Raw genomic sequence first — 21,581 nt, 5'->3', positions numbered from 1 at the left:
CGGACAGCCGACCCGTCAGGGTGTCCAGCCCTGGTCGTGGGCGAGCCGACGGACCACCCGCAGGACCGCGGCGACGGCCGGCGAGTCCCGGAGGCTGTCCTCGCGGTAGGTGAGGAACCACGGCACCGAGCGGGCCGGTGACATCGGCCGCCAGACCAGCCCGTCGAGGTGGTCGCGACCGACCGACTCGAGCGTGAGCATCACGGTGTCGGCGTCGTGCAGGATGTCGCTGCCCGTGCTCAGCCCGAAGACCACCTCCTTGGACCACCGCGCCGTGACGCCGTGGTCGTCGAGGTAGGACGTCACCCAGGCGTCCCAGGAGCTCATCTCGGGGTCGATGGAGAGGATCGGGTGGTCGGCCAGCTGCGCGGGCCCGACGACGTCGACGCCGGCCAGCGGGTGCCGCTCGCCGACCAGGACGCCGATCCGCTCGTCGCGGACCTTGACGCTCTGCAGCCCGGCGCGGCGGATCGAGCCGGCGACCGCGAGGGTCAGCTCGCCGTTGAGCAGGTTCTCGGCGACGTCGCGCCGCGGCAGCGTGGTCTGGTGGATCGCCGCGCCGGGGACGTGTGCCCGGGCGGCGGCGAGGATCCGGCGGGGAGTGATCAGCGACGACTCGCTGACGTGGACCCGCAGCACCTCGGGGAGCCCGCCCGCGACCCGGGTGCGCACGATCGCCTGCTGCACCGAGGCGAGGAGGTCGCGCGCCTCGGCGGCGAGGACGTCGCCGGCCGGCGTCGGGGCGAGGTGCCGGCTGGTCCGCTCGAAGAGGCGCACGCCCAGTCGGCGCTCGATGCGCTGCAGCGACTGGCTCAGCGCCGGCTGCGCCATGTGCAGCCGGGCCGCGGCCCGGGTGATGCTCCGCTCCTGGGCGATCATCTCGACATACTCGAGATCCCGCAGCGTCAGATCCATCATCTGAACATGCTAGATCGACGATGATCTTGGACGTGGGCAGACCGTCGCTCCGCGCACCACGATGGAGGCTCCCGACGAGAAGGAGCACCCCGTGCGCGTAGGGCTCACCCTGGAGATGAAGGCGTCGCCGTACCGGAAGCAGTCCTGGACCGACCTGTGGGAGGACTGTCTGTGGACCTTCACCGAGGCCGAGCGCCTCGGGTTCGACTCGCTGCTGGTGCAGGAGCACTTCTTCAGCGCCGACGGCTACGCGCCCTCGGTGCCGATCTTCCTGTCCCAGCTGATCAGCCGGACCACGACGGCCCGGATCGGCTCCTACATCTACGTCGCCCCGCTGCACCACCCCCTGGCCCTGGCCCAGGAGACCGCGGTGCTCGACCAGCTGTCGGGCGGCCGTCTCGACGTCGGCATCGGCATCGGGCACCGGATCGCCGAGTACGCCGCCTTCGGGCTCGACCCGCGCACCCGGCCCTCCCGCATGGAGGAGGCGATCGAGCTGCTCAAGCTGGGCTGGTCGGGCGAGGAGATCGAGTACGACGGCCGGTACCACCGCATCCCCGGCCTCCAGGTGCAGCCGACCCCGGCCCAGGAGCCGCACCCGCCGCTGTGGGTGGCCGCCACCACGGTCGCCGCGGCGGCCCGGGCCGGCCGGCACGGCGCGAACCTCGCCGGCGCTTCCGTCGACCCCGAGGTGCACGCGGCCTACCACGCCGCGCTCGCGGAGGCCGGCCACGCGCCCGGCTCGACCCGGGTCTCGAACCCGTGGAGCATCACCGTCACCGACGAGGACCCGGAGCAGGTCTGGGAGCGCAACCAGCACCTCTACTTCGAACGCTGGGACTACTACCGCCGCATCCGCAGCGAGTTCGGCGACCCGGACCTGGACTACGGCCTCGCGCCCGCGCACGACACCTACCGCGCCAACGAGCTGATCGGCGACCCGGAGACCGTGCTCGCCGTGCTCGAGCCGTTCGTCAAGGACCTCGGCCTGACCGATCTCGTGCTGTTCGGCCCGCACCCCGGCATCGACCTGCGCGGCGAGGGCATCGAGAGCCTGCGCCGGTTCGCGGCCGACGTGCTCCCGACGCTCCAGTCCTGGTGACCGCGCTCCCCGGCCGGGTGCTGGTCACCGGCGCGGCCGGCGACGTCGGCGCGGCACTGGTGCACCTGCTGGCCCGGGACGGCACCGCGGTGGTCGCGGCCGACCAGCGGCTCGACCGGCTCGACGAGGTCGTCGCCGCGGCGCCGGGTCCGGTCGCGGCGCTGCCGCTCGACCTGACCCGGGACGCCTCGATCCGCGCGGCGGCCGCGGCGGTGTCGGACGGGTCGGGCGGGTCGAGCTCCGCTCCGCTGAGCCTGGTGCACTGCGCCGGGGTCACCCGGCTGGCGCCGTTCGCCGACTCCGACCCCGCCGACTGGGACCTGATGTACCGGGTCAACCAGCGCGGTCCCCTGCTGTTGACCCAGCTGCTGCTACCGGCCCTCACCGCGGCACCGGGCGCGGTCGTCTTCGTCGCCTCCGACTCGGCGCGGGCGGGCGCCGGCCACGAGGTGGCGTACGCCGGCACCAAAGCCGCGCTGCTGGGCGCGGCGAAGAGCCTGGCCCGGGAGCTCGCCCGCCATCGGACCCGGGTCAACGTGGTCAGCCCCGGCCCGCTCGAGGGCACCATGTCGGCTGCCGCGACCGCCGGCGACCCGGCGTACCTCGACCGCCTGCTACGCGGCATCCCGCTCCGCCGGCTCGGCGCCCCCATCGAGGTGGCGGCCTGCATCGCCTGGCTGCTCGGCCCCGGCGCCGGCTACGTCACCGGTCAGACGATCAGCGTCTCCGGCGGCATCACCATGCACTGAACCGTCCCCGCACGCCCCATCCACGAGGAGGAACCATGAGAGTCGTCGACTCCCACATGCACCTGATCGACATCACCGCGCACGACTGGTACCCCGGCCTGTCGGCCTGGGCGGAGAGCCTGCAGAAGCCCGATCTGTACCGCGACTTCTCGCTGGACGCCTACCGCGCGGCGGCCGGGGAGCTGGTCGTCGACGCCTTCGTCCACGTCTCCGCGACCACGAAGCCGGGCGCCCACCTGGCCGAGGCGGCCTGGTTGGACGAGACGGCCGACGCGCACGGCCTCGACCTCGCCGTGGTCGGCACCGTCGACCCCGGGGGCAGCGCCGCCGACATCCGGGCGGAGCTGGAGGCCCAGGCCGCGAGCCCCCGCTTCCGCGGGGTCCGCGTGCTCTACGGCTTCGACCCCGACTCCCCCGCCGCCGACACGGTGCTCGGCTGGCTCGACGAACGGGGCCTGGTCTTCGACCTGGTGATCAACCCCGAGGCGATGACGCCCTGGCTGCGGCGGCTCGAGCGCTTCCCGGAGCTGTCGGTGGTGCTCGAGCACACCGGCTGGCCCAGCAGCATCGACGCCACCGGCCGCGCCGAGTGGCAGGAGGCGGTCCGGGCCTTCGCCGCGGCGACCTCGGCGCCGTGCAAGCTGTCCGGACTCGGCATGGCCACCCTGGACGTCACCGAGCCGAGCCTGCGCCCGTGGCTGGAGTTCGCCGTCGACCAGCTCGGCTGGGAGCGCGTGATGTTCGGGTCGAACATGCCGATCGAGACGATGGGCGGCTCGTTCGCGCAGCTCGTCGCCTCGCTGCGGGCGGTCGTCGGCGAGGCGTCCCCCGCCGACCAGGCGCGGTTCTGGGGCGAGAACGCCGCCGCGGCGTACCGGATCTAGCCGAGGATCCCACGCTCGTAGGCCACCGCGACGGCGGCAGCACGGTCGGCGACGCCGAGCTTCTCGTAGACGTGGGCGAGATGGGTCTTCACCGTCGCCTCACTGACGAACAGCTCGCGGGCGATCGCCCGGTTGGCGGTGCCCCGGGCGACCAGAGTCAGCACCTCCCGTTCGCGCGCGCTGAGCGCCGCGGTCCGCGCGGGCCGGCGCACGTGCGAGGCGAGCCGGGTGGCGACCGCCGGCGAGAGCACCGTCTCCCCCGCCGCCGTGGCCCGCACCCCCGCGACCAGGGTCTCGACCGGCGCGTCCTTGAGGAGGTAGCCGGTGGCGCCCGCCTCGATCGCGGCGACCGTGTCGGAGTCCGTGTCGTAGGTGGTGAGCACGAGCACGGCGGCGGACAGGTGCCGCCGCCGCATCTCGCGGACCGCGTCGACACCGCTGCCGCCCGGCATCCGCAGGTCGAGGACGACGACGTCGGGCCGCAGGGACGCGGTGAGCTCCACGGCCGCCGGCCCGTCGCCGGCCTGGCCGACGACCTCGAAGTCCGACACGGCCGCGAGGGTGGCGGCGACCCCGTCGCGGACGACCGGGTGGTCGTCGACGACCAGGATCCGGATCACGCCGCGCCCCTCTCGAGTGCGGGCAGCCGGACGGACACGGCTGTGCCGCCGCCGGGCTCGGCCTCCACGTCGAGGAAGCCGGCGAGCCGCTCGGCCCGCTGGCGCATCCCGCGCAGGCCGAACGACGTCGGCCCGGAGGGGGTCCCGGGGTCGAAGCCGGCGCCGTCGTCGCGTACGTCGAGCACGATCTCGTCGTCGAAGTAGCTCAGCGTGACCGCGACCCGGCGGGCGCCGGCATGCTGGGCGACATTGGACAGCGCCTCCTGGGCGATCCGCAACACGGTGGCCTCCAGCTCGGCGTGCAGCGGTCGCACCTCACCGGTGACGACGGCGTCGGCGACCACGGGCGCGTCGGCGGGACGGTGGGCTGCCCAGTCCTCGACGAGGAGCGCGACGGCGTCGGCGAGCGGGCGCTCCGCGAGTGGGGCGGGCACCAGGTCCAGCATCGAGCGCCGGGCCTCGACCAGCGCGTCGCGGGCCAACGCGGCCGCCCGGTCGACCCGGCGGCGGCCGGCCGCGGGATCCTCGTCCTCCCGGGCCGCCTGCAACTGCGCGACCACGCCGGCGAGGGCCTGCGCGATGGTGTCGTGGATCTCCCGGGCCAGGCGCTGCCGCTCGTCCTGGACGCCGGCAGCTCGGGCCTGGGCGACGACGGTCTCCTGGAGCTCCGTGTTCTCCGCGAGGGCCCGCTCCAGGCTGGCGTTAACCCGCTCCAGCTCGACGATCGCCTCCTTGCGCTCGATGCTCGTGCGCTCGGCATGCACGGCGTAGCGCCCCATCAGGTAGGCCAGGCCGAAGTTCACGAGGACCAGGAGGACGAAGAACACCGTCTGCTGGGTCGAGCTCCACGGCGCGCCACCGGACTGGCCGAGTGCCATCGTCACGGCGGTCGCACCGATCCCGAGCCACAGCCCGCGACGGGGGAAGACCTCGACGGCATCGGCGAAGCCGATCCAGGCGAAGATGCAGAACAACGGGTCGAGCAGGGTCAGCCCGAGCGCCAGCAGCCCGCGGACGGCGTACGACAGCAGGGTGGGCGCACGGTGCAGCCACCACAGGAGCCAGCCGGTCGTCAGCACCAGCAGCACCAGCAGGGGGACCAGGTCCGGCCAGGACGTGGCCCCGCCCCGGGCGGGACCGGTGGCCAGGGCCACCGCGGCGGCCACGCCGAGCAGACCCAGCGGCAGGTAGCCGAGCCGGCGCTCCCAGCTCCCCTCCGGCACGACGCTCACACCACCCACCCTCTCACCGTCCCGGCCCCGCCGCTCACTCCCAGCGGAAGGTCCGCACCGAGACGAGCCACAGCACACCCGCCCACGCCGCGACGACGAGCAGGTGCCGCAGGTCGGGGAAGTCGCCCGCCATCGCCTCGGCGAGCGCCTCCGAGGCGGCGCCGAGCGGGGTCAGCACGACGATCTCCCGCAGCGCGTCCGGCATCACCTGCACCGGCAGCCACACGCCGGCGGTGAACAGCATCGGGAAGAAGACGACGGTGCCGACCGCCGTGCCGACCCGGCTGTTGGGCACCAGCGAGGTGATGACCGCGCCGACCGAGAACGCCGCCACGAGCGCGAGCGCGTAGGCCGCGAGGTAGCCGAGCGGCGACTCCGGCAACGGGGTGTCGTAGGCGACCCGCCCGATCGTGAGCACCAGCGCCGAGGCGCCGACGACCGCGGCGGCGTGCAGCAGCGCCTGGGCGAGCAGGACGGCGCCGGGGCCGACGGGTGTGGTCCGCAGCCGGCGCAGCACGCCCGCCTCGCGGTAGGCGAAGACCGCCGCGGGCATCGCCATCACGGCGGCCATGCACATCGACATGAGGATCGCGATCGACACGTAGAGGTCGATGGTGCGCAGCCCGCCGGTCCCGTCCACCGGATCGCTGAAGCTCGGGACGGAGCCGAGGAGGGCCACGAGCGCGGCTGGGAACACGACCGTCCAGAAGACCGCGCCGATCTCGCGGCCGAACAGGCGCGCCTCGGTGCGGATCACGGCGGCGGTGGCGGTGACGGTGGCCATCAGACGTTCTCCTCGATCGGGCCGGCGGTGAGATCCAGGTAGGCGGTGTCGAGCGAGCCCGCCTCGACCCGCAGCGCGTGCGGGACGACGCGCTGCCGCTCGAGTGCGGGCAGCAGGACCAGTACGGTGTCGTCGGCTCCGGTGACGACCACGCGACCGCCGTCCGCGTGCACGGAGGCGACGCCCGGCAGCTCGCGCAGCGCCTCCAGGTCGAGGGGGGCGGAGGGCCGGAAGGTCGTCGTGGTGGCCGCTCCCGCGGCGGCGACCAGGCCGACCGGGGTGTCCAGGGCCCGGATCCGGCCGCCGTCGACGATGGCGATCCGATCGCAGAGCTCCTGGGCCTCCTCCATCGCGTGGGTGACCAGCAGCACCGTCGTCCCCGCGGCCCGTACGTCGCGCACGAGCTGCCACACGTCGCGGCGCGCTCGCGGGTCGAGCCCGGTGCTCAGCTCGTCCAGGACGACCACCCGCGGTCGCCCGACCAGTGCCAGCGCGATCGAGAGGCGCTGCTGCTGGCCGCCGCTGAGCTTGGCGTAGCGCCGCGGGAGCAGCTCGGTCAGCCCGAGCCGCTCGGCGAGGCCGGACCAGGCGACGGGGTCGTCGTAGAGCGCCGACCACAGCTCCAGCGCCTCGCGAACGGTGATCTTGGCCTGGAGCCGGCTCTCCTGGAGCTGGATGCCGAGGACCCGGGTGAGGGCGGCACGGTCGGTCCACGGATCGATGCCGTGCACCCGGACGCTGCCCTCGTCACCGGTCCGCAGACCGGCCACGCACTCGACGGTCGTGGTCTTGCCGGCGCCGTTCGGGCCGAGGATCCCGAAGATCTCGCCCTCCTCGACGCGCAGGCTGATCCCGTCGACCGCCACCTTGTCGCCGTAGCGCTTGCGCAGGTCGTCGACGATCACCGCGGGAGAAGTCATGGTCCCAGCCTGGCCCGGGCGCGCCGGGCGCACATCGGACAGCGGGCGGCGCGGGCATCATCCGATCGGATGATGCCGGGCTCAGGTGTCGGCGACGGCCAGGCGGGCCTTGAGCAGCGGGATCGCCGGGTGGCGCAGCCGGCCGTGGCGGCCCAGCTCGGCGAGGCAGGCCTCCAGCACGGCGGTGTCGTACGGCGCCAGCTCGCTGTAGTGCAGGACGGCGTCGGGCTGCGGATCGGCCAGCAGCGCCTCGCGGACCGCGACCGCGACGTACTCGCCCATCTCGACGAGCGCCGGGCTCTCGGTGCCGGGGAGCAGGTCCCCGCCGTAGGCCTCGACGGCGGCGGCGACCTCACCGCGGCGCAGCAGCGCGATCACATGGTCGACGTCGGTGGCGATCGGCATGAGCAGCCGGTAGGGGCGCGACGCGAGCTGACCCGCCAGCGCCTGCCGCAGGTGGGACACCTCTGCCTTGAGCGTGGAGAAGGTGACCGCGTGGTCGCCGTAGAGCATCGCGTGCAGCTGGTCGAGGGAGAGCCCGTCGGGGTGCAGCGCGAGCAGCGAGAGGATCTCGGTCTGGCGCCGGTTGAGCAGCAGCCGCTGTCCGTCGACCCGCGCCTCGGCGGTGCCGAGCAGGCTCAGCACCAGGCCCGGCTCGGCGATCTCCTCCGGCGACTCGTCGACGTACTGGTGGGTGCGCGGCAGGGCCTGCTCCACCAGCCGGGCGAGCACGCGGGCGGTCGCGAGGCCGATCGGGTGGGTGCGGTCCCAGGTGGTCGAGATGTCGAGGACGCCGAGCTTGGTGCCGCTGACCGGGTCGTGCACCGGGGCGGCCCAGCAGACCCAGTTGTGCACGATCGGGGCATAGTGCTCGGCGCTGAACACCATCGACGGCCGGTCCAGCCGGTTGGCGAGGTCGAGGGCGTTGGTGCCGATGGACCGGTCGTCCCAGCGCCCGCCGGGCACGAAGTTGACACTCTCCGCCTTGCGCCGCATCACCCGGCCGCCGTAGGTCCACAGCACGCGGGTGTCGGGGTCGGTGACGGCGAGGACCAGGTCGCCGTCCTCGGCGGTGCGGCGCAGCTCGTCCTCGACCCGCTCGACGGCGATCTGCAGGGGCGAGCCCTGCCAGAAGGAGCGGGTCTCGGACTCGTCGGCGAGCGGTGCCCGGCCGAGGTCGCGGGCGACCGAGGCACCGGAGCGGGTCCAGCTGTCGAGGATCTCGGGCCGGACGGTCGTCAGCGCGCCGTCGCCCTCCTCGACCCAGGTGGTCCAGGCGGCCAGGGCCAGCCGCCGACGCTGGTCGAGCTCGTCCATGACCGCACCCTACCCCGCGGGTGTGAGGCGGATCACGCGTGGATGCGACCGGATCGGGCGGCCAGCGGCTCCCCCGACCCACCCCAGCGGCCGGCGACGATCTCCGCGGCGATGCTGATCGCCGTCTCCTCGGGCGTGCGGGCGCCGAGGTCGAGCCCGATCGGGCTGTGCAGCAGCGCCAGCTCCGCCTCGGTGAGACCGGCCTCGCGCAGCCGGTCCATCCGGTCGTCGTGGGTGCGCCGGGAGCCCATCGCGCCGACGTACCCGACCTCGGGCAGCCGGAGCGCGACCTCGAGGAGGGGGACGTCGAACTTGGGGTCATGGGTGAGCACCGTGATCACGGTGCGCGTGTCGACCCGACCGGCCTCCTGCTCGGCGGCGAGGTAGCGGTGCGGCCACTCCACGACGACCTCGTCGGCGCCCGGGAAGCGGCTGGTCGTCGCGAACACGGGCCGGGCGTCGCAGACGGTGACGTGGTAGCCGAGGAAGCCCCCGACCCGCGCGACGGCGGCGGCGAAGTCGATGGCGCCGAAGACCAGCATCCGCGGGGCCGGCGCGAAGGCCCATACGAAGACCCGCATGCCCTCGCCGCGACGCTCCCCGTCGGGGCCGTAGGACAGCGTGCCGTTGTGGCCGGCCGCGAGCAGGCCGAGCGCGTCGTCGCGCACCGCGTCGTCGATGCGTGGGCTGCCGAGGCTGCCCGTGCGGTGCGCGTCGTCGGGACGGATGACGGTGCGCCGGCCGACGTACGCCGGGTCGGGGTGGTCGACCACGGTCGCGACGGCCACGGGCCGGCCGGCCTCGATGTCGGCGGCGATCTCGCCCAGCTCGGGGAAGGTCGCGCGGCTCACCTTCTCGACGTAGACGTCGAGGATCCCGCCGCAGGTGAGGCCGACGGCGAAGGCGTCGTCGTCGGAGACGCCGTAGCGCTGCAGGATCGGTGTGCCGGAGGTCGTCACCTCCTGGGCGAGGTCGTAGACCGCGCCCTCGACGCAGCCGCCGGAGACCGAGCCGACGGCGGACGCGTCCGGGCCGACCAGCATCGAGGCACCCGGCGGCCGCGGCGCGGAGCGGAAGGTCGCGACGACCGTGCCCATGCCGATGGTCTCCCCGGCCTCCCACCAGGCGAGCAGCTGCGGCAGCACCTCACGCATCACGCATCATCTCCCAACCTCCTCGAGCAGTGCGCCGAACGTCGCCAGGGAGTGCCCGGCCAGGAACGCGTCGACGTGGGGCAGCACCGCGACGATGCCCTGCTGCACCGGGGCGTAGCCGTCCTTGCCGCGGTGCGGGTTGACCCAGACGACCTTGTGGGCGAGCCGGTGCAGCCGGTCGACCTGCTCTTCCAGCAGTGCGGTGTCGCCACGCTCCCAGCCGTCACTGAAGATCACCACGACCGCACCGCGGGCCATGCCGCGGCGGCCGTGGCGGTCGACGAAGGCGCGCAGGGTCTCGCCCAGCCGGGTGCCGCCGGACCAGTCGGGCACGACATCTCCGGCTGCAGCGATCGCCCGGTCGGGGTCGCGCCGCTTGAGGGCACGGGTGAGGTGCGTGAGCCGGGTGCCGAGGCTGAACACCTCCACGCCGGGTCCGGCGTTGACGACCCGGTGCGCGAGGCGCAGCAGTGCGTCGGCGTACCCGCTCATCGAGCCGGACACGTCGACGAGCAGCACCACCCGGCGCGGCCGGGTGGTGCGCCGGCGGCGGTGGATCTCGGCCGGCTCGCCCATCCGGCGCAGGCTCGACCGCAGGGTCCGGGAGGCGTCGACGTCGCCCCGACGGTGTGGCGTACGGCGCGCGGTCGGTCGCGTCGGCAGCCGGACCGGGAGGCCGGCGAACATGGACGCGAGCCGGGCCCGCTCAGCCGGCTCCAGGGTCGCGACGTCACGGTGCCGCAGCACCTCCGCGGTGCTGGCGGCCGCCCGGACCGGGTCGTCGTCGGGGTCCGGTCCGCCCGCCCCGGCATCCTGGTCGTCGGGCAGCAGCGTGGCCACCGCCTTGGGCTGGGTGGCCCGGGGCCGGCTGACCGGCGTGCTGAGGTCGCGCTGGAACCACTCCTCGAAGATCCGGTCGTGGCGCTCGAGGTCCTCCGGGGTCGCGCAGAGCGTGGCCCGGCCCGCCGCCCGGGTGGCCGACCGGTCGCCGAGGCCGACCAGCGCGACGGCGTCGAGGTAGGCCCGGGTGCGGTCCTGGGTCACCGGCACGCCGGCCGCGCGCAGGGCGGTGGCGAAGCCCAGCAGGACCTCGTCGGGCTGGTGCAGCAGGTCGGTCGCCAGGGTGGTCATCTCGCCAGCATCCGGTCGAGCGCGGCGCGCACCCGCTCGGCGTCGTCGCGGTACTTCACGAGCGCACCGAGGGTCCGCGCCGCCGTCTCGACGTCGAGGTCGGCGGTGCCGAGATGGTGCAGGGCCCGTGCCCAGTCGAGCGTCTCGGCGACACCCGGCGGCTTGAGGAGGTCGGCGTCGGAGCGCAGCTGCTGGACGACCTCGACCACCTGGCGGGCCAGGGTCGCGCTCACCTCGGGCGCCCGGGAACGGACGATGGCGACCTCACGCTCCAGGCCGGGGTGGTCGATCCAGTGGTAGAGACAGCGCCGCTTCAGCGCGTCGTGCAGCTCGCGGGTGCGGTTGGACGTCAGCACCACGGTCGGCGGCGTCGCCGCCTGCACGGTCCCGAGCTCGGGGATGGTCACCTGGAAGGTCGAGAGCACCTCCAGCAGGAACGCCTCGAACTCGTCGTCGGCCCGGTCCACCTCGTCGATGAGCAGCACTGCCGGGCTCTGCTGCAGCGCGGCCAGCACCGGCCGCGCGAGCAGGAACCGCTCGTCGTACAGGCTCTTCTCGGCCTCCTCCACCCCCTCGACACCGCCCTTGGCGCCGTCGGAGAGGGCCTCGAGCGCGCGCAGGTGCAGGATCTGGCGCGGGAAGTCCCAGTCGTAGAGCGCCTGCGTCGCGTCGATCCCCTCGTAGCACTGCAGCCGGATCAGCGGCCGGTCCAGCGACTCGGCGATCGCCTCCGCCAGCGCGGTCTTGCCGGTGCCCGGCTCGCCCTCCAGCAGCAACGGCCGCGACATCTCCAGGGACAGGAAGAGGACCGTCGCCAGCTCCTCGTCACAGAGATATCCGGTCTCCTCCAGTCGGCGAGCGAGATCGGCGACGCGGGTGTCCATGCCTCCAGGCTAGGGGGCGGTCGTTGGCACGAGGTTGGCAACTCCTGCCGAATCAGCGCGGTGTGTAGAGACGACGCAGGATCGTCCGGCTGAGGTAGTAGCCGCCCACGGTGCCCACGAGCTGCAGGACGCCGAGGACGGTCCGGCTCCCGCCGAACGCCATCCCGACCAGGATGCCCGCCCCCGAACAGGCGGCGAGGCTGACGATGACCACGAGGGCCACCAGCCAGGGTGGCACGTTCCGGACCTCGACGGTCGGGGAGCTCATGGCGCCATCATCGCCGATCGACGTCGGCTCCCGTGGCGAGATCGCCGCACTCGACGAGCGCGACCTCGCGGGCGGCGAGATAGGTCCGCGCGCCCCGGTCGCCGACCGCACTCCGCGCGATCCCCGACCAGTGGTCGCGGCCGAGGAGCACGGGGTGACCGGGCACCCCGTCGTACGACGCCCGGGCGAGGGCCGCGGCACCCTCGCCGGCCGCGGCGAGGACCCGGGCCACCACCGCGGCGGTGACGTCGGGCAGGTCGACGAGGTGCACCATCGCGGCGCCGGCATCGTCGCGGGGGGCGAGAGCCTCGAGCCCGGCGGCCAGGGAGGCGCCCATCCCCGACGCCCAGTCGGTGGAGCGGACGACGGTGACGCCGGGCAGGCCCTCGAGCAGCGGCTCCGCCTCGTCGGCTCCGGCACCGAGGACGACGGTGACCTCCGGGCAGCCGCCGTCGAGGAGGACCCGCACCGAGCGGGTCAGCCAGGGCCCGCCTGCGTCATCGGGGTCGCGCACCAGCGCCTTGGGCATGCCCATCCGGCGACCCGCACCGGCGGCAAGGAGGAGTCCGTGCACCACGGGTCGAGCCTGCCACAGCAGACCTGTGGAGGAGCGGTTGCTGCGGCTGCGGCGGCGGGCGATCCTGAGGCACATGACAGATCTCGGGACGAGGAGGCACGATGGGTGTCATGGTGGAGACGGAGCTGATCCCCGGCGGCTGGACCTACGCCGATCTCGAGACGCTGCCCGATGACAGGCACCGCTACGAGATCATCGACGGGATCCTGCTGGTGAACGCCTCCCCGATCCCCGACCACCAGGAGGTTGGGCTCCGGCTGTGGCGGCTTCTGGACGAGACTGCCCCCGACGACCTTCGGGTCCTGGCCGCGCCGCTCGACATCGTGCTCGCCGACGACACCGTCGTCGAGCCGGACGTCCTGGTGGCGCGCCGCTCCGACTTCACCGACAAGAACCTGCCCGCGGTCCCGCTCCTGGTCGTGGAGGTGCTCTCCCCCAGCACCCAGGTGATCGACAGGAACATGAAGCTGGAGCGCTACCAGCGCGCCGGCATCCCGTCGTACTGGATGATCGACCCGAGGTCGCTCCGGCTGATCGCCCGCGAGCTGGTCGACGGCGCGTATGTCGTCGTCGCGGACGTCTCCGGGAGCGAGTCGTGGAGCGCCGAGCGCCCCTTCCCGGTCACGGTCACGCCCCGGGACCTGCTCAGTTAGCGACCGTCAGCAGCACCGCGGCATCCGTGAGCGCCTCCAGGTCGTGGCGCTGCGGCGGGATGACGAGATGGTCGCCCGACTCGCCGCGCCAGGTCTCGCCGCCGGCGTGCAGGGCGACCTCGCCCTCCAGCACCTGGAGGGTCGCCTCCTCCGGCGCATCGTGCTCGCCGAGCCGCTCGCCCGCCTTGAGCGCGATCAGGGTCTGGCGCAGCCGGTGCTCCCGGCCGCCGTACACCGTCACGGCGGCACGGCCGCTGCTCGCCGCGCGGGCCGCGTCGACCTGCTCGCGGACCAGGGTGGTCAGACTCGTGGACTCCATGGCGTGCTCCTCCCGGGCTGCGCATCGCGGCTGCGGTAGACGATATAGGGGCGGGTGAGGTACCCGAGCGGGGCGCTGAAGACGTGCACCAGACGGGTGAACGGCCACAGCGCGAACAGCCCGAAGGCGACCAGCGCGTGCAGCCGGAACCCGATCGGCGCGTCGGCCATCAGCGAGGCGTCCGGGGTGAACGCGAGGAACGAGCGGTACCAGACCGAGACGCCCTCGCGGTAGTTGTACTCCCCGCCGAGGGTGAAGATCGACCCGGCGATGGTGTTCCACATCCCCAGCGCGATGACCACGCCGAGGAAGGCGTACATCACCTTGTCCATCGGGGTGGTGGCGGAGAAGACCGGCCCGACGGTACGCCGGCGGTAGATCAGGATGACCATCCCGACGAGTGCCATCGCCCCGGCCACGAGGCCGCCCACGACGGCGACGACGTGGTAGGCGTGGTCGGAGATCCCGATCGCGTCGGTCCAGCTCCGCGGCACCAGCAGCCCGATCACGTGGCCGCCGACGACGCCGAGCATGCCGAAGTGGAAGAGCGGCGAGCCCAGCCGGAGCAGCCGGCTCTCGTAGAGCTGCGAGGACCGCGTGGTCCAGCCGAACTTGTCGTAGCGGTAGCGCCACACGTGCCCGATCACGAAGGTCGCCAGGCACAGGTAGGGCACGATCACCCAGAGGAAGACGTCCACGTCAGCTCCTCACCGCGAGGGTGGCGGGCGCGATGAGCGCCGGCCCCGCGCCGTAGCCGTCGAGACCGACCTCCTCGGCCGGTGGGCCCTGCTCGACCAGCCGGCGGACGGCGTCGGCCTCGTCGCCACGCAGCTCGGGCAGGGTCGCGCAGATCGCGCGCAGCGCGCCCGCCCAGGGCGACCCGGTGGTGCCGTCGTCGTTGCGCCACCCGCTCAATGCCAGCCGCAGCATCTCCACGCCGGCGCGGTGCTCGGCGAGGAGTCGCCCACCGGCTGCCGGGTCCACGGTCGCCCCGAACTGCAGGACGGCGCACAGGTGGTCCGGCAGCTCGCCGGTCGTCTCGTCCCAGGCGACGCCGGCGGCCCGGTAGGTCTCCTTGAAGCGCACCAGCGCCTGGCCACGGCGCCGGGTGTCGCCGTACGCGAAGTAGGTGAGGTAGAGCGCACACTTGCGGGTGTGGTCGAAGGTCGCGACGTACTCCGCCTGCAGGTCCGCAGGTGGCGAGCCGCGCAGGTGGTCGATCAACCCGGCCAGGTCGGGATGCGCGGGGACCAGCGCCTCGATGTCGTCGAGCGCGTCGAGCAGGGCCGCGGTCGGGTAGTCGAGCAGGGCCGCGCACGCCGCCCACACCGGCCGTACGTCGACCCGCGCGCGCCGCCTCACGACGACTCCCCGTCCGGGGTGCCCGGGCGCGGCGGGAAGAGCCCGTCGGGCACCCCCTTCCCGTCCCAGCTGAGCAGGTTGACCCGGCTGCTCTTGTCGACAGGAGCGGCGAGCGTGTCGCTGGTCTGCCGCTCCTGCAGCATCCGGAAGTTCTCGACCGCGACGGGCGTGGGATAGCCGGAGCCCTCGCCGAACAGATCGTTCTGGCCGCCGCCGTACTCCGAGACGGGGCAGTCGGTGGCGAGCTCCTCCAGCGCGTGCGCCTGCTCGACGTGCGCGGTCGGGATGACGTAGCGCTCGTCGTACTTGGCGATGGCGAGCAGCCGGAACATCTCGTAGAGCTGCTCCCCCGTCATCCCCACCGCGGCGGGGATCGTCTCGTCGACATCGCGGCCGAGGTTGATGTCGCGCATGTACGAGCGCATCGCGGCGAGCTTGTGCAGCACCCGGTCGACAGGGCCGGTGTCGCCGGCGGTGAACAGGTTGGCGAGGTACTCGACCGGGATCCGCAGCGCGTCGATCGCGGCGAACAGGTTGCCGCGGTCCTCGGCGTCCTCGCCGGTGTCCTTGACCGCGTCGACGACCGGCGAGAGCGGCGGGATGTACCAGACCATCGGCATCGTGCGGTACTCCGGATGCAGCGGCAGCGCGACCTGGTACTCGTTGATCAGCCGCCACACCGGCGAGCGCTCGGCGGCCTCGATCCAGTCGTCGGGGATGCCCGCCTCGGCCGCGGCGGCACGCACCGCCGGGTCGTGCGGGTCGAGGAAGCAGGCCCGCTGGGCGTCGTACAGCGCGTGCTCGTCCTCGACGCTCGCCGCCTCGAGCACCTTGTCGGCGTCGTAGAGGACGAGGCCGAGATAGCGCAGCCGGCCCACGCACGTCTCCGAGCAGACGGTCGGGATGCCGACCTCGACGCGCGGGTAGCAGAACGTGCACTTCTCGGCCTTGCCGGTCTTGTGGTTGAAGTAGACCTTCTTGTAAGGGCAGCCGGAGACACACATCCGCCAGCCGCGGCAGCGGTCCTGGTCGACGAGCACGATGCCGTCCTCGGCCCGCTTGTAGATCGCGCCCGACGGGCACGACGCCGCGCAGGACGGATTGAGGCAGTGCTCGCAGATCCGCGGCAGGTAGAACATGAAGGTCTGCTCGAACTCGAGCTTCACCTTGTCCTCGATACCGCGCAGCATGACGTCGCGGGCGGCGTGCTCCTGGGAGCCGCCGAGGTCGTCGTCCCAGTTGGCCGACCACTCGACGTTCATGTCCGCACCGGTGAGCAGGCTCTGGGGGCGCGCCACCGGGAAGGTGTCGGTCTGCGGCGAGCTCAGGAGCGTGTCGTAGTCGTAGGTCCAGGGCTCGTAGTAGTCCTCGATCGAGGGCAGCTTGGGGTTGGAGAAGATCGTCAGCAGCTTCTTGATCCGGCCGCCGCTGCGCAGCGCGAGCCGGCCGTTGGGCTTGCGCACCCAGCCGCCCTGCCACTCGTCCTGGTCCTCGTAGGTGCGCGGATAGCCCAGCCCGGGGCGGGTCTCCACGTTGTTGAACCAGACGTACTCGGTGCCGGTGCGGTTGGTCCACGCCTGCTTGCAGGTGACCGAGCAGGTGTGGCAGCCGATGCACTTGTCGAGGTTCATCACCATCGCCATCTGGGCCATGACTCTCATGTCAGTACTCGACCTCCGTCCGGCGCTTGCGGATCATCGTGACCTCGTCGCGGTTGTTGCCGATCGGCCCGATGTAGTTGAAGAAGTACGCCAGCTGGGCGTAGCCGCCGACGATGTGGTTGGGCTTCATCAGGATCCGGGTGAGGCTGTTGTGGATGCCGCCGCGCTTGCGGTCGCGCTCGGTCAGCGGGACGTCGATCAGCCGGTCCTGCGCGTGATGCATGTAGACGGTGCCCTCGGGCATCCGATGGCTCACGATGGCCCGGGCGGCGACGACGCCGTTGCGGTTGACCATCTCGATCCAGTCGTTGTCGCGGATCCCGACCTTGGCGGCGTCGCGATCGGAGATCCACACCGACTGCCCGCCGCGGGAGAGCGAGAGCATGAACAGGTTGTCCTGGTACTCGCTGTGGATCGACCACTTGTTGTGCGGCGTCAGGTAGCGGACCGAGACGCCGAGCTCGGATCGCGAGCCGATCGGCGCCTCGCCGAACAGCGTCGTCATGTTCAGCGGTGGTCGGTAGACCGGCAGCATCTCGCCCATCCCGAGGAACCAGTCGTGGTCGACGTAGAACTGCTGGCGGCCGGTGAGCGTGTGGAAGGGCTTGTGCCGCTCGATGTTGATGGTGAACGGGCTGTAGCGCCGCCCGCCCGACTCGGAGCCCGACCACTCGGGTGAGGTGATCACCGGCACCGGCGCGGCCTGGGTGTCGCGGAAGGTGATCTGCTTGCCCTCGTGCTCGGCTGCGAGGTCGGCGAGCTGCGTGCCGGTGCGCTTCTCCAGGTAGCGGAAGCCCTGGGTGGCGAGGTGGCCGTTGGAGACGCCGGCGAGGTGCAGGATCGCGTCGGCCATCTGCACGTCGGTCTCGACCTTCGGCTGCCCGGCGCCCGCACCGGCGTCGGCGGTGCCGTGCCGCTTGCGGAGCAGATCGACCTCGCGTCGTACGTCGTAGAGCACGCCCTTGGTGGTCATGCCGACCTTCTCGAGCAGTGGCCCGATCGTCGTCAGCTTGTCGTAGATGGCGGTGTAGTCGCGCTCGGCGACGGCGATCACCGGCATCGTCTTGCCGGGAACCGGATCGCACTCGCCGGTCCGCCAGTCCTGGACGACGCCGTGCTCGGCCGCCATCGCCTCCGGGGTGTCGTGCCACAGCGGCTTGGCGACGACGTCGCGGCGGGTCCCGAGGTGGTCGACGGCGAGCTCGGAGAAGCGCTGCGCGATGAGCTTCCAGGTGTCCCAGTCGGACTTGGTCTGCCAGGGCGGGGAGATCGCCGGGTTGAACGAGTGCACGAACGGGTGCATGTCGGTGGTCGACAGGTCGTGCTTCTCGTACCAGGTCGCGGCGGGCAGGACGACGTCGCTGAGGATCGTGCTGCTCGTCATCCGGAAGTCGAGCGTGGTGAGCAGGTCGAGCCGGCCCTCTGCGGCCTGCTCGGCCCACACGACGTCCTGGGGCCGCAGCTCGGGCGGTGCCTCCTGCGCGGTGGCGGCGCTGTCGGTGCCGAGCAGGTGGCGCAGGAAGTACTCGTTGCCCTTCGCGGAGGAGCCCAGCAGGTTGGAGCGCCACAGTGAGAGGACCCGCGGGTGGTTGTCCTCGTGCTCGGGGTCCTCGACGGCGAACCGCAGCCGGCCCTCCTTGAGCTCGCGGGCGACGTACGCCGGCGCCTCCATGCCTGCCGCCTCCGCGTCGTCGGCCAGTGCGAGGGAGCTGCGGTCGAAGGTCGGGTAGCTCGGGCTCCAGCCCAGCCGGACGGACTGCGCCAGCAGGTCCATCACCGTCTTCCCGGCGAAGACGCCGGTGCCGGCGTCGAGGTCGTCGGCGCTGAACGTGTCGTAGCGGTACTGGCTGGTGTTCACGTACCAGTAGGCGGTCTGGTTCATGTGCCGCGGTGGGCGGTGCCAGTCGAGCGCGAAGGCGAGGTGCTGGAAGCCCATGATCGGGCGGACCTTCTCCTGGCCGACGTAGTGCGCCCAGCCGCCGCCGTTGCGGCCCTGGCAACCGGTGATCGTGGTCAGCACCAGCATCGCGCGGTAGATCTGGTCGGAGTGGAACCAGTGGTTGACCCCGGCACCCATCAGGATCATCCCGCGGCCCTCGGTGTCGATCGCGTTCTGCGCCCACTCCCGAGCCAGGCGGCGGACCTGAGCGGCCGGTACGCCGGTGTGCTGCTCCTGCCAGGCCGGGGTGGCGACGCCGTCGGGGTCGTCGCCGCTCTCGGGCCACTGCCCGGGGAGGCCGTCGCGGGCCACGCCGTACTGGGCGAGCATCAGGTCGAGCACGGTGGTGACGATCCGGTCGCCCACCCGCTTCACGGGCACGCCGCGGCGGTGGAGGCGGACCTTGCCGTCGGGGGCGTCGAAGCGCGGCAGCTCGACCTCGACGGCGTCCTCGCCCCGACTGTCCGCGTCGTACAGGCTGAGGGCGGGGTCGAGGTCGCCGAGCTCGAGGTTCCAGCGGCCGAGGCCCTCGTCGCCGAAGCGGTGGCCGATCGCGCCCTGGGGGATGCGCACCTCACCGGTGGTCGCGTCGAGGACGGCGGGCTTCCACATGGCGTTCTCGGCGCCGCCGTCGGGGTGGCCGATGTCGCCGGCGACGAGGAACTTGCCCGGCTTGTAGCCGCCGTCGCCGGTCGGCTCGAGGCAGATCAGGTGCGGCAGGTCGGTGTAGCGCTTGTTGTAGTCGGTGAAGAAGGGCACCTGCCGGTCGACGAAGTACTCCTGGAGCACGACGTGCCCCATCGCCATCGCCAGCGCGCCGTCGGTGCCGGGCGCGGGGCTGACCCACTCGTCGGCGAACTTCACGTTCTCGGCGTAGTCCGGCGCGACCGCGAGCACCTTCTGCCCGCGGTAGCGGGCCTCGGTCATCCAGTGCGCGTCGGGCGTGCGGGTGAGCGGGACGTTGGAGCCCCACATGATGAGGTAGCCGGCGTCCCACCAGTCCCCCGACTCGGGGACGTCGGTCTGGTCGCCGAACATCTGCGGCGAGGCGTTGGGCAGGTCGGCGTACCAGTCGTAGAAGGAGAGCATCGGCGCCCCGATGAGCTCGAGGAAGCGGGCACCCGAGGTGTAGGAGACCGGCGACATCGCGGGGATCGGCGAGAAGCCGGCAATCCGGTCGGGGCCCCAGCGCTTGACCGTGTAGACGTGCGCGGCGGCCACGATCTCGGCCGCCTCCTCCCACGTCGCGCGCACCAGACCACCCTTGCCGCGGGCCTTCTTGTACGCACGGGCCTTCTCGGGGTCCTGGACGATCGACCCCCAGGCGACCACCGGGTCGCCGTACTGCTGCTTGGCGGCGCGGAAGAGCTCGAGCAGCGTGCCGCGCACGTAGGGGTAGCGGACCCGCGTGGGGCTGTAGGTGTACCAGGAGAAGGCGGCTCCGCGCGGGCAGCCGCGCGGCTCGTACTCGGGCCGGTCGGGTCCGGCGCTCGGGTAGTCGGTCTGCTGCGCCTCCCAGGTGATGATCCCGTCCTTGACGTAGACCTTCCACGAGCACGAGCCGGTGCAGTTGACGCCGTGGGTGCTGCGCACGACCTTGTCGTGGCTCCAGCGGTCGCGGTAGAAGACGTCGCCCTCGCGGCCGCCCTTCTTGAAGAGCGCGCGGTCGTCGGCACTGACCTCCGCCTTGGTGAAGAAGCGGCGCGACCCGATCGCCGCCTGCTGCAGCCGGGACTCGAGGTCGGTCATGCGGGCTCCGTTCCCCGGGCACCGGCGGTGCGGTTGACGACGGTGTAGGTGAGCACGAGGGTGGCCGCGGCGGTGATCGCGAGCAGCCACAGGCCGATGGCGTAGGAGTCGGTGTGGCCGTAGACGTAGCCCATGATCAGCGGGGGCACGAACCCGCCCAGGCCGCCGGCCGCACCGACCAGTCCGGTCACGCCGCCGACCCGGCTCGGCTCGGTGACCTGCGCGACGAGGGCGAAGGTCGCGCCGCTGCCCATGCCCAGCGCGGCCGCCATCGCCAGGAAGGCGACGGTGCCGCCGGCGTGGAGCGGCGGGGTCCCGGCAGCGATGGCGGCGCACACGGTGACGACGGCGAAGCCCGTGCCCAGCACGGAGATCGCGCCGATCCGGTCGGCCAGCCAGCCGCCGACCGGCCGCATCACGACGGCGACGACCACGAAGCCCGCCATCCGGTTGGAGGCATCGGCCGCGGTGAGGCCGTGGGCGGTCTTGAGGTACGCCGGGAGATAGACCGAGAAGGCGACGTACCCGCCGAAGGCGACGGCGTAGAGCACGCAGGCCTGCCAGGTGATGGGCAGCCGGGCGGTGCTCAGCAGGCGTTGTCCGAGCGGGGTCGTCGGCACGCTCCGGCCGGGGGCGTCGCGCAGGACCAGCCAGGCGAGCACGCCGTACGCCGCCAGCGCAGCGGCAGTGATCAGGAAGGGAGCGCGCTCGCCGAGGCCGTCGTACAGCTTGACGGTGGTGAGCGCGCTGATCGCCGTACCGCCCATGCCGGCACCGAAGATGCCGACCGCCAGACCCCGCTTCTCCGGCGGGAACCAGGCGTTGACGAAGGGCACGCCGACCGCGAAGGCCGTCCCGCCGATGCCGAGGAAGAAGCCGCCGACCAGCAGCAGGGCGTAGGAGTCGAGCGCGAAGAAGGCGACGAACAGGATCGGCACCACCGTCGCCAGCGAGACCAGCGGGAACATCACGCGCCCGCCGAAGCGGTCGGTCAGCGCGCCGACCACGATCCGGCCCAGCGAGCCCACCACGACCGGCACCGCGACGAGCAGAGAGACGTCGGACTCGCTGAGCTCGCCCAGCACGCCCGTGTCGCGGAACAGCGGTCCCAGCGGGCTGAGCAGGGCCCATGCCCAGAAGTTCACGACGAAGCCGAGGGTGGCCACCGCGAGCATCAGCCAGGCGGTCCCGGAGGACGTCGTCTGTCGGTCCTCGCTCGTCGTATCGATCGATCCGGCCACGGACATCCCCTCCCGCTCCGGGCCACGCTGCCCGCAGTTTGGTGGTCGTTCCCTGGACCTCACCATGCCGCAGGATGGTCCTGGGCGCCAGGGACGAAGGTCCCCCGGGCGGCGGAC

The 21,581-nt window shown here is 72.7% G+C and carries 21 protein-coding genes; 4 read left to right on the top strand and 17 right to left on the bottom strand.

Features of this window, described 5'->3' with window-relative positions; all coding sequences use genetic code 11:
• Window positions 1-15 precede the first annotated feature (15 nt).
• Window positions 16-918 (bottom strand): LysR family transcriptional regulator, encoded by a 903-nt coding sequence (locus QJ852_07695; protein ID WGX98320.1) that lies wholly within the window; start codon window positions 916-918, stop codon window positions 16-18.
• Window positions 919-1,009: 91 nt separating this feature from the next.
• Here QJ852_07695 and QJ852_07690 point away from each other — a divergent pair, with 91 nt between their 5' ends.
• Genes QJ852_07690 through QJ852_07680 form a run of 3 tightly spaced genes read left to right on the top strand, consistent with a single transcriptional unit; the run spans window position 1,010 to window position 3,653 of the window.
• Window positions 1,010-2,020 carry an LLM class flavin-dependent oxidoreductase gene (locus QJ852_07690; GenBank protein WGX98319.1) on the top strand — a complete coding sequence of 337 codons (1,011 nt, stop codon included), beginning with the start codon at window positions 1,010-1,012 and terminating at the stop codon, window positions 2,018-2,020.
• A complete protein-coding gene (locus QJ852_07685) occupies window positions 2,017-2,769 on the top strand; it encodes an SDR family oxidoreductase (GenBank protein WGX98318.1) in 753 nt (250 codons plus the stop codon). The genes QJ852_07690 and QJ852_07685 overlap by 4 nt, the downstream gene beginning before the upstream one ends.
• Window positions 2,770-2,804: 35 nt before the next feature.
• Window positions 2,805-3,653, top strand: coding sequence for an amidohydrolase family protein (locus QJ852_07680; GenBank protein WGX98317.1), 849 nt, complete (start codon window positions 2,805-2,807; stop codon window positions 3,651-3,653).
• Here QJ852_07680 and QJ852_07675 read toward each other — a convergent pair.
• The 10 genes from QJ852_07675 to QJ852_07630 form a co-directional block, all read right to left on the bottom strand.
• Entirely contained in the window at window positions 3,650-4,273 is a 624-nt protein-coding gene (locus tag QJ852_07675) for a response regulator transcription factor (GenBank protein ID WGX98316.1), read from the bottom strand. The genes QJ852_07680 and QJ852_07675 overlap by 4 nt on opposite strands.
• Complete coding sequence (locus tag QJ852_07670) at window positions 4,270-5,505, bottom strand: sensor histidine kinase (protein WGX98315.1); 1,236 nt, start codon at window positions 5,503-5,505, stop codon at window positions 4,270-4,272. Before QJ852_07670 ends, QJ852_07675 begins: the two co-directional genes overlap by 4 nt.
• Window positions 5,506-5,539: 34 nt before the next feature.
• Window positions 5,540-6,289, bottom strand: coding sequence for an ABC transporter permease (locus QJ852_07665; GenBank protein ID WGX98314.1), 750 nt, complete (start codon window positions 6,287-6,289; stop codon window positions 5,540-5,542).
• Entirely contained in the window at window positions 6,289-7,209 is a 921-nt protein-coding gene (locus tag QJ852_07660) for an ABC transporter ATP-binding protein (GenBank protein ID WGX98313.1), read from the bottom strand. Before QJ852_07660 ends, QJ852_07665 begins: the two co-directional genes overlap by 1 nt.
• A gap of 81 nt (window positions 7,210-7,290) precedes the next feature.
• Window positions 7,291-8,526, bottom strand: coding sequence for a transcriptional regulator (locus tag QJ852_07655; GenBank protein ID WGX98312.1), 1,236 nt, complete (start codon window positions 8,524-8,526; stop codon window positions 7,291-7,293).
• Between the two features lie 32 nt (window positions 8,527-8,558).
• Complete coding sequence (locus QJ852_07650) at window positions 8,559-9,680, bottom strand: XdhC family protein (GenBank protein WGX98311.1); 1,122 nt, start codon at window positions 9,678-9,680, stop codon at window positions 8,559-8,561.
• Between the two features lie 6 nt (window positions 9,681-9,686).
• On the bottom strand, window positions 9,687-10,811 hold the full coding sequence (locus QJ852_07645; protein WGX98310.1) for a VWA domain-containing protein: 1,125 nt from the start codon (window positions 10,809-10,811) through the stop codon (window positions 9,687-9,689).
• Window positions 10,808-11,695: a MoxR family ATPase gene (locus QJ852_07640; protein WGX98309.1), complete on the bottom strand. Its 888-nt coding sequence runs from the start codon at window positions 11,693-11,695 to the stop codon at window positions 10,808-10,810. The genes QJ852_07645 and QJ852_07640 overlap by 4 nt, the downstream gene beginning before the upstream one ends.
• Window positions 11,696-11,747: 52 nt before the next feature.
• The gene (locus tag QJ852_07635) at window positions 11,748-11,963 is read right to left on the bottom strand and encodes a hypothetical protein (protein ID WGX98308.1); all 216 of its coding nucleotides are present in this window, start codon (window positions 11,961-11,963) and stop codon (window positions 11,748-11,750) included.
• 7 nt (window positions 11,964-11,970) lie between these two features.
• Window positions 11,971-12,540 (bottom strand): NTP transferase domain-containing protein, encoded by a 570-nt coding sequence (locus QJ852_07630; GenBank protein ID WGX98307.1) that lies wholly within the window; start codon window positions 12,538-12,540, stop codon window positions 11,971-11,973.
• 110 nt (window positions 12,541-12,650) lie between these two features.
• Between QJ852_07630 and QJ852_07625 the strand changes: the two genes are divergently transcribed.
• A complete protein-coding gene (locus tag QJ852_07625) occupies window positions 12,651-13,193 on the top strand; it encodes a Uma2 family endonuclease (protein ID WGX98306.1) in 543 nt (180 codons plus the stop codon).
• On the opposite strand, the gene QJ852_07620 is transcribed toward QJ852_07625, so the two are convergent.
• Genes QJ852_07620 through QJ852_07595 form a run of 6 tightly spaced genes read right to left on the bottom strand, consistent with a single transcriptional unit; the run spans window position 13,186 to window position 21,464 of the window.
• Window positions 13,186-13,512 carry a cupin domain-containing protein gene (locus QJ852_07620; GenBank protein WGX98305.1) on the bottom strand — a complete coding sequence of 109 codons (327 nt, stop codon included), beginning with the start codon at window positions 13,510-13,512 and terminating at the stop codon, window positions 13,186-13,188. The genes QJ852_07625 and QJ852_07620 overlap by 8 nt on opposite strands.
• On the bottom strand, window positions 13,494-14,210 hold the full coding sequence (gene narI, locus QJ852_07615; GenBank protein ID WGX98304.1) for a respiratory nitrate reductase subunit gamma: 717 nt from the start codon (window positions 14,208-14,210) through the stop codon (window positions 13,494-13,496). The genes QJ852_07620 and narI overlap by 19 nt, the downstream gene beginning before the upstream one ends.
• Window position 14,211: 1 nt before the next feature.
• Window positions 14,212-14,874, bottom strand: a complete 663-nt coding sequence (gene narJ, locus QJ852_07610; GenBank protein WGX98303.1) for a nitrate reductase molybdenum cofactor assembly chaperone — start codon at window positions 14,872-14,874, stop codon at window positions 14,212-14,214.
• Window positions 14,871-16,535: a nitrate reductase subunit beta gene (gene narH, locus QJ852_07605; protein ID WGX98302.1), complete on the bottom strand. Its 1,665-nt coding sequence runs from the start codon at window positions 16,533-16,535 to the stop codon at window positions 14,871-14,873. The genes narJ and narH overlap by 4 nt, the downstream gene beginning before the upstream one ends.
• Before the next feature lies 1 nt (window position 16,536).
• Window positions 16,537-20,223, bottom strand: a complete 3,687-nt coding sequence (locus QJ852_07600) for a nitrate reductase subunit alpha (protein WGX98301.1) — start codon at window positions 20,221-20,223, stop codon at window positions 16,537-16,539.
• Window positions 20,220-21,464 carry an MFS transporter gene (locus QJ852_07595; protein ID WGX98300.1) on the bottom strand — a complete coding sequence of 415 codons (1,245 nt, stop codon included), beginning with the start codon at window positions 21,462-21,464 and terminating at the stop codon, window positions 20,220-20,222. The genes QJ852_07600 and QJ852_07595 overlap by 4 nt, the downstream gene beginning before the upstream one ends.
• Window positions 21,465-21,581 lie beyond the last annotated feature (117 nt).

Source organism: Nocardioides sp. L-11A (assembly GCA_029961745.1).
Classification (GTDB): Bacteria; Actinomycetota; Actinomycetes; order Propionibacteriales; family Nocardioidaceae; genus Nocardioides.
Note: the sequence above shows the minus strand (reverse complement) of the source record. Positions and strands in the feature narration are given on the sequence as shown.